This window comes from Pantoea sp. K16 (genome assembly GCF_048452805.1).
Lineage (GTDB): Bacteria > Pseudomonadota > Gammaproteobacteria > Enterobacterales > Enterobacteriaceae > Pantoea > Pantoea agglomerans.
The window spans coordinates 543,086-556,405 of sequence record NZ_JBLWNV010000001.1; the positions used below are offsets into that span (position 1 = coordinate 543,086).

Sequence of the window (13,320 nt, forward strand, 5' to 3'; positions counted from 1 at the left end):
ATGAGCAAACATCAACATCTGCAGGTGGTGCCGGCACGCTACCCGGCACGCACCGCAGGGGCTATCGTTGCGCTGTTTATTCTGGCAGGCGTGGTGCAGTCATTGGCCTTTAATCCGCGCTGGGAATGGAGCGTGTTTGCCCGCTGGTTCTTTGACCCGGTGATCCTGCACGGTCTGGGTCAGACGCTGCTGCTGACGCTGCTGGGTACGATATTCAGTCTGTTTCTGGGTGGTCTGCTGGCGCTGGCACGTCTCTCCTCATCGTGGCTGCTGAGCACGCTGGCATGGGGTTATATCTGGCTGTTCAGGTCACTGCCGCTGATTGTGGTGCTGATCATTCTTTATAACTTCTCCTATCTCTACGACACCCTGTCTGTCGGCATTCCGTTTACCGGCCTCTCCTGGGGGGCATATCAGACGATTAACGTGCTGGGGCAGTTTCAGGCAGCCGTTATCGGTCTGACGCTGGTGCAGGCGGCCTACAGCGCGGAAATTATTCGCGGCGGGATCCTCGGCGTCGATCACGGTCAGGTAGAGGCCGCGTCCGCGCTGGGTCTCTCTGCCACACGCCGCACTTTCCGCATCATTCTGCCGCAGGCGCTGCGCGCCATTATCCCCACCGCGTTCAACGAGATCATCAGTCTGGCGAAAGGCACATCCGTGGTTTATGTGCTGGCGATGCCGGAGCTGTTCTACACCATCCAGATGATCTACAACCGCAATCAGGAAGTGATCCCACTGCTGATGGTCGGTGTTGCCTGGTATCTGATTATCACCACCGTGTTGTCCGTGATTCAGTACAACGCCGAACGCTGGATGGCCCGCAGCGTCACCCGTGAACCGCAACCGTCGCGCTGGCGACAATGGCGCAACCGCGTCACGCCACTTCATCCGACCGAGGAGATCAGCCATGTCCGAAGCCATTGATTACCGCAACTCACACACTACCGGTGCCATCAGCATCACCGGCGTCAGTAAACGATTTGGTAAACATAAAGCGCTGGATGATGTATCGCTGTCACTGGCACCGGGGTCCGTCACGGTGATCCTCGGGCCGTCCGGCTCCGGTAAATCCACGCTGCTGCGCACCATCAATCATCTGGAACGGGTCGACGAAGGATTTATTCAGATTGATGGCGACTACATCGGCTATCAGCAGCGCGGCAATAAGCTGTATGAACTGAAAGAGAAGGCGATTCTGCGCCAGCGCATCAACGTCGGCTACGTGTTCCAGAACTTCAATCTGTTCCCACACCTCAGCGTGCTGGATAACCTGATTGAAGCGCCGATTGCCCATCGTCAGTTAACGAAACCGGAAGCGATACAGCGTGCGGGCGAACTGCTGGATATTGTAGGGCTGCGGCATAAAGCCGATGCGTGGCCGCGTCACCTGTCGGGCGGGCAGCAACAGCGCATCGCGATTGCGCGTGCGCTGATGCTCAATCCACGGGTCATGTTGTTCGATGAGCCGACCTCGGCGCTGGATCCTGAACTGGTGGGCGAAGTGCTGGATGTAATTAAAAAGCTGGCGCGTTCCGGCACTACGCTGGTGATTGTGACGCATGAGATCGGCTTTGCCCGGGAAGTGGCGGATAACGTGGTCTTTATGGTGGATGGCCGGATTGTGGAGCAGGGCAGCACCACCCAGGTGCTCAATAATCCGCGTCATGAGCGCACCCGACGCTTTCTGGCGCGCGTGTTATGAGGGCATTAACGTTAACGGTTCTGACGCTGCTTCCGGCGCTGGCCTGTTCTGCGGCTGAGAAGCTCGATGTCCTGCAAAACGAGACGCCGATTCATGCCCCGGCCAATCCGCAGGCTATTGGTAAAATTCCGGCCAATTACCGTTTTATCGAACCGGGCACCCTGACGGTCGCTACCTCGGCGACCAACTCGCCGCCGCTGTCGCTGCTGGCGTCTGATAACGTCACGCGGATCGGCAGCGATCCCGATATCGCCCGACTCCTTGCTGATAGCCTGGGGCTGAAACTCAGGCTGGTTCCGGCTTCCTGGGAGGACTGGCCGCTGGGTATCAGCGCCGGGCGCTATGATGTTGCGATGTTCAATATTGCCGTGACCGAAGAGCGCAAGAAGAAGTTCGATTTTGCGACGTATCGCGCCGACAACCACGCTTTTGCGGTGAAAAGCGACAGTCATATCAGCAAGATTAATAGTCCGGCGGATATTGCCGGTAAGCGGATTATCGTCGCCTCGGGCACCAATCAGGAGCGTATTTTACTGAGCTGGGATGAGCAGAACCGGGCTAAAGGTTTGCCTGCGGTAACGCCGATTTACCTGACTGATGATGCCTCCGCGACGCTGACGCTACTGTCGGGACGGGCAGATGCGATGTTTGGCCCTCACTCGATGGCGGCCTGGAAAGTGGCGTCACGCGGACAGACAAAGCTGGTTGGCAGCGGACCGTTTCGCGCCTGGGTCGCCGTGACCACCAAAAAGGGCAATGGCCTGGCACCTGCGCTGCAGGCTGCGCTGGATGGCACCATCGCAGGCGGGCAGTATCAGCAGGTGCTGGCACGCTGGGGCGAACAGGATGAAGCCATCACTCAGTCCACGGTGAATCCACCCGGCATTGTTTACTGAGTCTGCAGAACCGGCTCGCCTGCTGCGGCCGGTTCTGCGCACTTCAACCTGATGAGCACAGAATTGAACTACACTCTCCAGCGTTAGTGATTTATCCTGCCCGCCTGTTTCCGTAAAATCCTCACTGCGTGGCGGAGTAATTGACCTGGAAGCCCCATGAAAATCAGATTCCTTTCTGCCAATGAGCAAAAGCTGGCGGAGGTGCGCAAAATACTCGAACCTGTCGGGGTCGAAGTTCTGCCCATCGCCCGTCGCATCGAAGAAATTCAGACTGAAAACGAACTCGACCTGGTACGCGACAAACTGACCAAAGCCTTTTCGCTGATTGGGCGACCGCTATTTGTAGAGCATACCGGCCTCTATCTGGATGGCCTCAATGGCCTGCCCGCCGGTCTGACCCGCATCTTCTGGAACCGCCTGGACGCTGAGCGCTTTACCGCGCTGGTGCAGGGGCTCGACAGCCAGGCCGTGACGGCCAAAACGGTGCTGGGCTACTGCGATGGCCGCAAAATGTACCAGTTTTCGGGTGAACTGCGCGGCACTATCGCCGCGAAACCTGCCGGAACGCGTGGCTTTCAGTGGGACTGCGTCTTTATTCCCGAAGGCTATGAGCAGACGTTTGCTGAAATGGGCGAACTCAAGAATGAGATCTCGATGCGGCGCATCGCGCTGGATCGCTTCGCCACCTTTTTAAAAACCTCGCGGGGCATGGCATGAAACCTGAACTCAAACGCGCCTATGATTCCGGCAAACTGATTCTGTTTGCCGGTGCCGGTATTTCGCGCAATTTTGGCCTGCCCGAGTGGCATGAACTGATTGCGCATCTTGCTAATGAGCTGGGTTACGATCCAAAAATCTTTAATACCTATGGCACGCACCTGTCGCTGGCGGAGTATTACAAACAGAAAAAAGGTTCGCTTGGCCCGCTGCGCAGCTGGATGGATCGCGAATGGCATCGCCCCGATATTGATGTCCGCTCTTCTGAAATTCATACCATGATTACCCAGGGTAACTTTTCGCGTATCTACACCACCAATTACGATCGCTGGCTGGAAGCGGCGCATGAAGCGCACGGCGTACCCTATTATAAAGTGGCAAACGCCGCGGACCTGGTTTCTCTCACTGAAGATAAGCGTCACATCATCAAGCTGCACGGTGATTTTGATGATGACACCTCAATCGTGCTCGATGAGAGCAGCTATTTTGAACGCCTCTATTTTGATTCGCCGCTCGACATCAAACTGACTCACGATGTGATGGGCAACTCAGTACTGTTTGTCGGCTACAGCATCAGTGATTTCAATATTCGCCTGCTGTTTTACCGTCTGACCAAGATGTGGGGCCGCACCGGGCTGGCAACCGCCCGGCCAAAATCGTACCTGTTCACTAACCGTAACAACCCTGTGGCCAAAGAGGTGCTGGGGCAGTGGGGGATCGAGGTGATCGTCTCGGAAGAGGACGATCCCCGTAAGGCATTGGCGATGTTTCTTGAAGAGCTGCTGGTGTAGCCGCCGGCCCTCGCGGCGGAGAATGTGTCAGGAAAAATGGAAAAAGCCTGTGCCAGGTTAAGGTTAGCCCGTGCACAACCGATAAACTCTATTCTCTGCTGGCAAAGCAGGATCGGCATGATATACTGTATGCATACACAGTACCTGAGGGCGAGAAGATGGCTGTTGAAACAAAATTTGTAGTAGTCAGAAAGGGTGAAGAGAAGATGACGTTTGCCAATAAGAAAGAGGCCGATGCCTACGACAAAATGCTCGATATGGCCGAAGCCTTCACCGACTGGCTGTTACAGCATCAACCTGCAATGGAAGAATCTCAGGCGGAAACGCTGGGCCTGCTGATTGCAGAGCAGAAAGATGCCGTTCAGCATATTCTGCGCACCAGCAAACTGCCAGAAACGGCAGCAGCAGCCGTCTCTCAGCCAGAAGCTGTCTCAGACGATAGCGCGGATGAGCCGCAGGAAGAGCCTGCTGCAAAGAAAGTGCGCGCCGTTAAAGCCGCGTAATCTCAACAGCGCCGGAAGCGAACCTTCCGGCGTTGCTGTTTCTGAATAGCGGTTTGAGCTGTTCTCCTGCTAACTTTTTTACAGATAGTCTTCCTTCCACTCTTTTACCCTGCATAACGGGCTCTGACGCTCAACAGAACGACTCAGAACGATTTCACACGTTAAAAACTTTTCGTCCGATAAATCAAAACATTGTGATCAGTGACAAAAGCGTTCAAAGCGGTGTGTTTTTAATCGCTAAATGGCAGTTAATGAACACTGCAGTCCATTAGTCGATTTTTCAGACGACCTTCCTCGCATGACTATCTTCCTCCCATAACGTGAGTTTTCATTCCACTGAGCGTCATACCCCTTTTGCTGCCCGGAACCGCACCCCCGGCTTTAATACTGGTCTCGTCCGGCGGGTATCGCCACACGCAGGATGCATGGGTGACTGAACTCAACAAGGTAGTCACTTTTTAAGTTAATAAGAGGATTTCGATCGCTGTCACGCTTTTTGCTCTGACAGATTGAGGTCACGACTAAAACTGATAGAGTTCCCGAACTGGATTGTTACTGCTTAGGCAGGCAAAACCTGACTTCTGGCCTCTGTCGGATGTCAGGTTTTTTTGTTTCTGGGGTTCCGATGAAAATCGCCAAAATTCTTAATAACAACGTGGTGATGGTTCAGGATGAGCAGGGACGCGAACAGGTCGTGATGGGGCGTGGACTGGCTTTCCAGAAGCGCATCGGTGACAGTCTCAACGCTGCGCACATTGAGAAGGTATTTGCGCTGCAAAGTGATCTGCTGGTACGTCGTCTGGAGGAGTTGTTACACCAGATCCCTCCAGAAGTGATGACCACCTGCGACCGCATTATTGATCTGGCAACACAACGTCTGGGGACATTGCAGGAGAGCTTGTATATCACGTTGACCGACCACTGCTACTTTGCCATTGAAAGGCAGAAAAAAGGTCTGGCAATTAAAAATGTGTTGCTATGGGATATCAAACGCCTCTACCCCAAAGAGTTCGAACTGGGTCAGGAGGCCAGGGCTATCATTTCACGTCGTCTGAATGTCGAACTGGCGGAGGATGAAGCCGGATTTATCGCGCTACATCTGGTGACGGCGCAGCTCAATAATGAAATGCCGGAAGTGATGCATGTCACCCGGGTTATGCAGGAGATTCTGCAACTGGTGAAGTATCAACTGCAGCTGGAGTACATCGAATCGTCGCTGAGTTACCAGCGTTTTGTCACTCATCTGAAGTTTTTTGCTCAGCGGATGCTGACGCGTACCGTGGTGGACGATGACGATGTATCGCTGCATACAGCAGTAAAAGATAACTATCCCAAAGCCTGGAAATGTGCGGTGAAAATCGCGCAGCATCTGCAACAAAGCTATCAGCGTGATCTGACCGCAGAAGAGATCATGTTTCTCGCCATTAACATCGAACGGGTGAGAAAAGAGGGGCAATAAGCTCCATAAACCGGATTGTTACTGCTTTACGCAGGCAAAACCTGAGCGCGGCCTCTGAAAGGAGGACGTTCTCAGGTTTTTTTCATTTTTGGCTCAGTTAACTGATGTCCGCAGGCATCGGTTGTAAGGAAATCGAGATGGAATATCACACGCTGGCGCAGGATATCCTCAGCCATATTGGTGGCCGGGAGAACATCGTTAGTCTGGTTCATTGTGCCACCCGGTTACGCTTCAAACTGAAAGACAACCATAAAGCCGATGCTGAAGGACTGAAGAAAAATCCGGACGTTATTATGGTCGTTGAAAGCGGCGGGCAGTTTCAGGTGGTGATTGGCAACCACGTTCATGATGTCTGGCAGGCTGTGCGTAGTGAAGCGGGGCTGGCTGATGAGCTTTCTGCAGCAACAGAAGGGGAAAAGACCGGGGGTAATGTTTTCAATCATCTGATCGACATTGTATCAGGTATTTTTACCCCGTTTATCGGCATTCTCGCCGCCTCCGGGATCCTAAAAGGTTTACTGGCGCTGGCCGTGGTCTGTGGCTGGCTTTCTGTTGAAAGTGGAACGTATAAAATCTGGTTTGCAGCCAGTGATGCCCTGTTTTTCTTCTTTCCTCTGGTGCTGGGCTACACCGCCGGGAAGAAATTTGGCGGCAATCCCTTTATTACCATGGTGATTGGCGGGGCGCTGACCCACCCGACGATGATTGTAGCTTTTAATGCCAGCCAGCAGTCCGGTGAAATGACGGACGCGTTTCTCGGCATCCCTGTAACCTGGTTTAATTACAGTGCGTCGGTTATCCCGATTATTCTCGCTGCCTGGGTAAGTTGCTGGCTGGAAAAACAGAGCAGCCAGCGACTTCCCGCCTCCATGAAAAACTTCTTTGCGCCATTAATCTGCCTGAGCGTCACCGTGCCGCTGACCTTCCTGGTGATTGGCCCACTGGCCACGGGCTTAAGTCAGATACTGGCAAACGGTTACCAGTGGATTTATGCGCTGGCACCCTGGCTGGCTGGTGCCGCCCTGGGCGCGTTGTGGCAGGTCTGTGTGATTTTTGGTTTGCACTGGGGACTGGTGCCACTGATGATCAACAATCTTGCCGTACTGGGGCATGACTCAATGCTGCCCATGCTGTTGCCTGCTGTCATGGGCCAGGTTGGCGCGGCGCTGGGGGTGTTTCTGCGCAGTCGGGATGCACGACAGAAGATGCTGGCGGGTTCATCCGTGACCGCAGGGATCTTTGGTATCACTGAACCGGCTGTCTATGGCGTTAATCTGCCGCTGCGCCGTCCCTTTATCTTTGGCTGCGTGGCGGGCGCTATTGGCGGTGCCATTGTCGGCCTCAGCAGCACCCACGTTTATTCATTTGGTTTTGCCAACATCTTTACCATCGCACAGATGATCCCACCTGGCGGTGTGGATTCCACGTTATGGGGCGGTATTGCCGGGACGCTACTCGCGCTGACACTGGGTTGCGGCATGACGCTGGTAGCGGGCATGCCCCGAAACACGGCGCCAGACGCAGCGCTCCCGATTACCCCTGGCGAAGATGACATTCTGTCACCGATGACGGGCACCGTTCTGGGGCTTGGTCAGATTCCCGATCCAACCTTCGCCAGTGGCCTGCTGGGACAGGGTGTGGCCATCATCCCTTCCGACAACAAAGTGATTGCGCCTTTTGCGGGTGAGGTGGCCTACCTGTTTCAGACCCGACACGCCATAGGGCTGCTGAGTCACAGCGGGATTGAGCTGTTGATCCATGTGGGTATCGATACCGTCAGGCTCGACGGCAAACCTTTCACGGCACATGTAAAAGTGGGCGACGCGTTCAGGGCCGGCGATCTGCTGCTGGAGTTCGATCGTCAGGCCATTCTCGATGCCGGATATGACCTGGCAACACCGATCATTATCACTAACAGCGATGAGTATCCTGAGGTGATGACTGTTGCAGGGACCGCGGTCACTGCAGGTACGCCTTTACTCAGCGTCACTCGTCAATAAAAGGAGAACAGGATGAAAACTTTCCCGGATTCATTTTTATGGGGCGGTGCTGTTGCCGCTAATCAGGTTGAAGGCGCATGGCGGGAAGAGGGCAAAGGCCTCTCAACCTCTGACGTTCAGCCACAGGGAATTTTTGGCCCGGTATCGGAGCGCGTTGAGGGCAGCCAAAGCCTCAAAGACATCGCGATCGACTTTTACCACCGCTATCCGGACGATATCTGGCTGTTTGCAGAGATGGGGTTCAGCTGTCTGCGGGTTTCAATCGCATGGACGCGCATCTTTCCGAACGGTGACGAGCAACAACCTAACGAGGCCGGTCTGGCCTTTTATGACCGGTTATTCGATGAGCTTGCCGCACATCACATTACTCCACTTGTTACGTTGTCACATTATGAGATGCCCTGGCACCTGGTGAAGCAGTATGGTGGCTGGGGTAACCGCCAGGTGATTGGCTTCTTTGAGCATTATGCCCGTACGGTGTTTGCCCGCTACCGGCAGAAAGTCAGACTCTGGCTGACCTTTAACGAAATTAACATGTCGCTTCACGCGCCGATGACCGGTGTGGGTCTGCCGGAAACCAGCAGCAAAGCTGAGGTGTATCAGGCAATTCATCATCAACTGGTCGCCAGTGCGCTGGCGGTGAAAGCCTGCCGCGAGATTAACCCGGACGCCAGCATTGGCAATATGCTGCTGGGAGGGCTGGTCTATCCACTCAGTTGTAAGCCTGATGATGTGCTGGAAGCGCTGCAGGAGAACCGGAAATGGCAATTTTTTGGCGATGTTCAGTGCCGTGGTGTTTATCCGGGCTATATGTTGCGGTTCTTTCGCGAGAATAATATTCAGCTGGATATCACGGATGCCGATCGCCAGATACTCCAGTCAACCGTCGATTTTATCTCCTTCAGCTATTACATGTCCGGCTGCGTGACCGCCGATGAAGCACTGAATCAGCAGATGCGGGGTAACATTCTGAGCATGGTGCCAAATCCTCACCTGCAGAGTTCTGAATGGGGCTGGCAGATTGACCCGGTGGGCTTGCGGACCTTACTGAATCTGCTGTGGGATCGTTATCAGAAGCCGCTTTTTATTGTTGAGAACGGACTGGGCGCCAAAGACATACCGGATGCAACGGGCGTCGTGCAGGATGATTATCGCATCAGCTACCTCAACGATCATCTGGTTCAGGTGCGTGAGGCCATTGACGATGGCGTGGAGGTCATGGGTTATACCAGCTGGGGACCTATCGATCTTGTCAGCGCATCAAAAGCCGAATTGTCTAAGCGTTACGGTTTTATTTATGTTGACCGCGATGATACCGGGGAAGGTTCGCTGGCCCGCAGCCGGAAGAAAAGCTTTTACTGGTATAAAGAGGTCATTGCGACCAACGGGGCTTCACTTAAAGAGTAATTCCCGCACTCAGGAGTACATCACAACGATCGCGATGTACTCCCGGTTAGCAGTCAAAACAGCCCGGCTCAGGGCTTCTCGTGGGTGTTAACCTGATAGCGGGTACTCCTGCCTCCGCCTTCGAGCCGGTAAAGGCAGCCTTTTTCAACCAGATCGGCCAGATGACGGGTCGCGGTGGCTTTACTCACTTTGGCGACCTTCTGATACTGGCTGGCGCTGATCCCCAGTTCGAAACCCTGCTCGCCGCCATCCAGCAGCCGGTTCAGCACTTTCACCTGTTCCGGACTTAATCCCATTCCCTGATGCCGCAGCCAGAAACGCGCTTTCATCTGAGTGCGATCGATGACGTTCATCGCCTGTTGCAGACTCTCATCCAGGATATCAAGAAACCACACCAGCCAGTGGGTGATATCCAGGCCGCCTTTCTGCGTCTGCTCAAGGATGCGGTAATAACCGGCACGCTGAGTCAGAATGGCGGGTGACATGGCATACAGCCGGATGCTCTGACTGTCGGCCTGCGCCAGCGCCAGATCGGTTAACGCACGCGTGATACGACCATTACCATCATCAAAAGGGTGCAGGGTGACAAACCAGAGGTGGCAGATGGCGGCGCGCAGTAACGGGTCCAGCATCACATCATGCTGACTGCTGTTGAACCACTCAATAAACTGCGCCAGCTGCGGCTCCAGTCCCTGTCGCGGCGGCGCTTCAAAATGCACCGTGGGACGATCGATGCGACCTGAGATGACCTGCATCGGCTCACTGCCGCGCAGCGTGCCGACGCTCAGGCGCTGCACCGTCCACTCATCGGCCGGGAAAAGCCAGCGGTGCCACTGACAGAGACGTTCAGGCGTCAGCGGCTGGCTGCGGTTGTTGATGGCATCGAGCATCATGGCGGCCAGGCCTTCTGAACGATCGGAGACCGGATAGGGCTGCTCTTCCGTCACGCCTAACCGACGCGCCAGCGATGAGCGGACCGATTGCACGTTGACCCGCTCCTCTTCAATCGCGGAAGAGGAGAGGATATTGCTGAGCAGGGTATCCAGCGTCTGGGTTTCACTGTCTGAATGCAGGCTGGCACGGCCCAGCAGCAATCCGCGCTGCTGCTGCAAATGGCGCAGGCGCGGTAACAGCACGGCGTCCTGCCACTGAAAATGGGGCCAGTCCGGCTGTTGCCAGATCCAGGTAACGCTCATAATCGGCTCACGCTAAGGGTGGATGAGCCGAATAAAGAAGGTTATTCGGCTCACAGAATGAGTCGATAATAGCGAATATTTGGCTCACAGGCCAACCCGGCTGAAGTGAGGGCAAAAAAAAAGGACCCGAAGGTCCTGTTTGCTTAGCGGGAGAACTGCATAAAGGTGTCTGAATAGTAGTGAACGATCCAGGCGACATACGCCAGCCAGACAACCATCCCGACAGCTAATCCTGATTTACCGATCATTGTTCTATCTCCACTGCGATAAGGGGGCTACAGCAACTGTTGACATAAACTGACAGTAATGGCGGGCACCAGTATTGTTGCAGATCAAAAAAAGGCCGTTCATTCGCAGCGCGATAATCCCTTTGCGATCAACTTCCCGTAATCACGCGCTGTGAGACCCCCATCACGGCGGGGAAATGGCCATTAAAGTTCAAAAAAACGCCGCCGATAGATGATCTCAGGAGCACCATAACTACAAGGAGGTATTGAGCCAGGTAAATTTCAGGGGAAGCACTATGGTCAGTCAGTTAACACATAAGAAAAGAATGAGTACCCGTGCCCAGATGCTGATCATGGGTGGTTTAACGATAGTGCTGGGATTTACCGTGACGATTGGGGTTCTCAGCTGGCAATCCGGTAAAGAGCAGAAGGCGCTGGCCGAACAATATCTGCAGCAGATTGCGCAGAGCCGTGCCTTACAGGTACAGCAGGAATTGAGCCATGCACGTGATGTCGCGAGTCACCTTGGACAAAGTCTGATTGCCTTGCCCCACGCTGGTATTACCGATCGCAAAGCGGCCGATAAGGTGATGGAGTATGCGCTGCGTGCTAACCCTGACTATCTGTCGATGTCAGTGATATTTGAACAGAATGCGTTTGATGGCCGTGATACCGAGTTCGCTTCACAGCCGGGTCAGGCACCGCAGGGCCGTTATGCCTTTTTTGTCGATCGTGACGCGTCAGGTACTTACTCGATGCATCCGCTGCTCTCCTATCTGACACCGGGTCAGGGCGATTACTATCTGATCCCGCAAAAATCACAAAAAGATACGCTCACTGAACCCTATAGCTATGCCTACAACGGCGTACCGACGTTGCTCACCTCCGTCGCCGCCGCGATTATCGATCAGGGCGCCTTAAAGGCGATCGTTACTTCTGACATTTCACTGGCATCACTGCAACAGAAAGTGAATCAGATCAAACCCTGGCAGGGAAGCGGCTATGCGCTGCTGCTTTCTCACGGCGGGAATGTTGTCTCTTCGCCGGTGAAAGATGAAGCCGGGAAGCCCTGGAAAGGCGAAAAAGAGGGTTTTACGTCAAAAGTCGTCCAGCGATTTGATGCCGTGCTGGGTGAAGACGCTTTAGTCACCTGGCAGCCGGTGATGATAGGTAACAGCGACAAACCCTGGTATCTGGGCGTGGTGGCACCGGTCAGTCAGGTGATGGCCGCCTCAAACCGGCAGCTGATGTGGGCGGTGATCCTGATGGTCGTGAGCGTTCTGCTGGTCGGGACGGTGCTGGGCATGCTGTTCAGCCGTAAAGTGTTGCGTCCGATTGGCGGTGAGCCGGCTGAAGCGGCGCATATTGCGCTGGCCGTCGCCGATGGCAAGCTGGATAACGCGATTGTGGTGAAAAACGGCGATCGCAGCAGCCTCTTTTTCGCCCTGGATACCATGCAAAGCCAGCTCCGGCAGATTGTCGGGCAGATTAAAGATTCCAGTGAATCAGTACGCCAGGGAGCGGGTGAAATTGCCAGCGGAAACCTCAATCTGGCGTCACGCACCGAACAACAGGCCGCCGCGCTGGAGCAGACCGCAGCCAGCATGGAGCAGATCAGCGCCACGATTCGCCTGAATGCCGATAACGCGCAGCAGGCAACCAGCCTGACTGAAAACGCTACCCACATCGCCAGTCGTGGTGCCTCGCTGGTGGGTGAGGTGGTGCAGACCATGGCGCAGATCGACGACAGTTCGAAAAAGATCGGCGACATTACCACCATGATTAACAGTATCGCCTTCCAGACCAATATTCTGGCGCTGAACGCGGCTGTAGAAGCTGCACGCGCCGGTGAGCAGGGACGCGGTTTTGCCGTGGTGGCTTCTGAAGTGCGTAATCTGGCCCAGCGCAGCGCGAACGCGGTGAAAGAGATCGGCGCACTGATTGAAGAGTCGAGCGTGCGGGTCGAGAGCGGCGTCCGGCTGGTAAACGATGCCGGTAAAACCATGCAGGAGATGATGCAGGCGGTGAATTCGGTGCAGGGGATTATCGGTGAGATTGTTACAGCATCAAGCGAACAGGCGCGTGGCATCAGCCAGGTAACGATTGCCGTTAATGAAATGGATGGCGTCACCCAGCAGAATGCCGCGCTGGTGCAGCAGATGTCGGCTGCCGCCAGTTCGCTGGAAGATCAGGCGCAGCAGCTGTCACAGACGGTAGAACAGTTTCATCTGGCGTAAGCAGGCGTATGTTTCCTGATCCAGACTCTGCTTCACAAAATAAAAAACTCGCCGCTGGCGTAATGCTGATCAGTTAAGATTAGATTTGTAAAGGCTGTCACGGTTAAACGTGACAGCCTTTTTTTCCGGGCGAGCGAGCCGCAGTGCGGGCCAGCGCACCTCTGCTGCTGCCGGGCCGTCCT

At 54.7% G+C, this 13,320-nt stretch carries 11 protein-coding genes; 10 read left to right on the plus strand and 1 reads right to left on the minus strand.

Annotated elements, in window-relative coordinates:
- From ACK13D_RS02625 to ACK13D_RS02665, 9 genes are all read left to right on the plus strand, one after another.
- The gene (locus ACK13D_RS02625) at positions 1–927 is read left to right on the plus strand and encodes an amino acid ABC transporter permease (protein ID WP_418795605.1); all 927 of its coding nucleotides are present in this window, start codon (positions 1–3) and stop codon (positions 925–927) included.
- Positions 911–1,705 carry an amino acid ABC transporter ATP-binding protein gene (locus ACK13D_RS02630; RefSeq protein WP_022624346.1) on the plus strand — a complete coding sequence of 265 codons (795 nt, stop codon included), beginning with the start codon at positions 911–913 and terminating at the stop codon, positions 1,703–1,705. The genes ACK13D_RS02625 and ACK13D_RS02630 overlap by 17 nt, the downstream gene beginning before the upstream one ends.
- The gene (locus ACK13D_RS02635; RefSeq protein WP_050679335.1) at positions 1,702–2,601 is read left to right on the plus strand and encodes an ABC transporter substrate-binding protein; all 900 of its coding nucleotides are present in this window, start codon (positions 1,702–1,704) and stop codon (positions 2,599–2,601) included. The genes ACK13D_RS02630 and ACK13D_RS02635 overlap by 4 nt, the downstream gene beginning before the upstream one ends.
- Positions 2,602–2,757: 156 nt before the next feature.
- A complete protein-coding gene (locus ACK13D_RS02640) occupies positions 2,758–3,318 on the plus strand; it encodes a non-canonical purine NTP pyrophosphatase (RefSeq protein ID WP_010247077.1) in 561 nt (186 codons plus the stop codon).
- A complete protein-coding gene (locus ACK13D_RS02645) occupies positions 3,315–4,109 on the plus strand; it encodes an SIR2 family protein (RefSeq protein WP_010247078.1) in 795 nt (264 codons plus the stop codon). Before ACK13D_RS02640 ends, ACK13D_RS02645 begins: the two co-directional genes overlap by 4 nt.
- Before the next feature lie 158 nt (positions 4,110–4,267).
- The gene (locus ACK13D_RS02650; protein ID WP_033780256.1) at positions 4,268–4,612 is read left to right on the plus strand and encodes a YebG family protein; all 345 of its coding nucleotides are present in this window, start codon (positions 4,268–4,270) and stop codon (positions 4,610–4,612) included.
- Between the two features lie 625 nt (positions 4,613–5,237).
- The gene (gene licT / locus ACK13D_RS02655) at positions 5,238–6,071 is read left to right on the plus strand and encodes a BglG family transcription antiterminator LicT (RefSeq protein ID WP_010247080.1); all 834 of its coding nucleotides are present in this window, start codon (positions 5,238–5,240) and stop codon (positions 6,069–6,071) included.
- A 137-nt stretch (positions 6,072–6,208) separates the two neighbouring features.
- Positions 6,209–8,071 carry a PTS beta-glucoside transporter subunit IIABC gene (gene bglF / locus ACK13D_RS02660; RefSeq protein WP_418795609.1) on the plus strand — a complete coding sequence of 621 codons (1,863 nt, stop codon included), beginning with the start codon at positions 6,209–6,211 and terminating at the stop codon, positions 8,069–8,071.
- Between the two features lie 12 nt (positions 8,072–8,083).
- On the plus strand, positions 8,084–9,478 hold the full coding sequence (locus ACK13D_RS02665) for a glycoside hydrolase family 1 protein (protein WP_418795611.1): 1,395 nt from the start codon (positions 8,084–8,086) through the stop codon (positions 9,476–9,478).
- Between the two features lie 68 nt (positions 9,479–9,546).
- Here the strand turns inward: ACK13D_RS02665 and ACK13D_RS02670 are convergent, their stop codons facing one another.
- On the minus strand, positions 9,547–10,674 hold the full coding sequence (locus ACK13D_RS02670) for a Fic family protein (protein WP_033760478.1): 1,128 nt from the start codon (positions 10,672–10,674) through the stop codon (positions 9,547–9,549).
- Positions 10,675–11,197: 523 nt separating this feature from the next.
- Here ACK13D_RS02670 and ACK13D_RS02675 point away from each other — a divergent pair.
- A complete protein-coding gene (locus tag ACK13D_RS02675; RefSeq protein ID WP_418795613.1) occupies positions 11,198–13,138 on the plus strand; it encodes a methyl-accepting chemotaxis protein in 1,941 nt (646 codons plus the stop codon).
- Positions 13,139–13,320: the final 182 nt, after the last annotated feature.

Bases quoted from the DNA above. Each gene is read 5' to 3' on its own strand.
- bglF (WP_418795609.1), top strand. From the start codon at position 6,209: ATGGAATATCACACGCTGGCGCAGGATATCCTCAGCCATATTGGTGGC.
- ACK13D_RS02665 (WP_418795611.1), top strand. From the start codon at position 8,084: ATGAAAACTTTCCCGGATTCATTTTTATGGGGCGGTGCTGTTGCCGCT.
- ACK13D_RS02625 (WP_418795605.1), top strand. From the start codon at position 1: ATGAGCAAACATCAACATCTGCAGGTGGTGCCGGCACGCTACCCGGCA.
- ACK13D_RS02635 (WP_050679335.1), top strand. From the start codon at position 1,702: ATGAGGGCATTAACGTTAACGGTTCTGACGCTGCTTCCGGCGCTGGCC.
- ACK13D_RS02670 (WP_033760478.1), bottom strand. From the start codon at position 10,674: ATGAGCGTTACCTGGATCTGGCAACAGCCGGACTGGCCCCATTTTCAG.
- ACK13D_RS02650 (WP_033780256.1), top strand. From the start codon at position 4,268: ATGGCTGTTGAAACAAAATTTGTAGTAGTCAGAAAGGGTGAAGAGAAG.
- ACK13D_RS02645 (WP_010247078.1), top strand. From the start codon at position 3,315: ATGAAACCTGAACTCAAACGCGCCTATGATTCCGGCAAACTGATTCTG.
- ACK13D_RS02640 (WP_010247077.1), top strand. From the start codon at position 2,758: ATGAAAATCAGATTCCTTTCTGCCAATGAGCAAAAGCTGGCGGAGGTG.
- licT (WP_010247080.1), top strand. From the start codon at position 5,238: ATGAAAATCGCCAAAATTCTTAATAACAACGTGGTGATGGTTCAGGAT.
- ACK13D_RS02675 (WP_418795613.1), top strand. From the start codon at position 11,198: ATGGTCAGTCAGTTAACACATAAGAAAAGAATGAGTACCCGTGCCCAG.
- ACK13D_RS02630 (WP_022624346.1), top strand. From the start codon at position 911: ATGTCCGAAGCCATTGATTACCGCAACTCACACACTACCGGTGCCATC.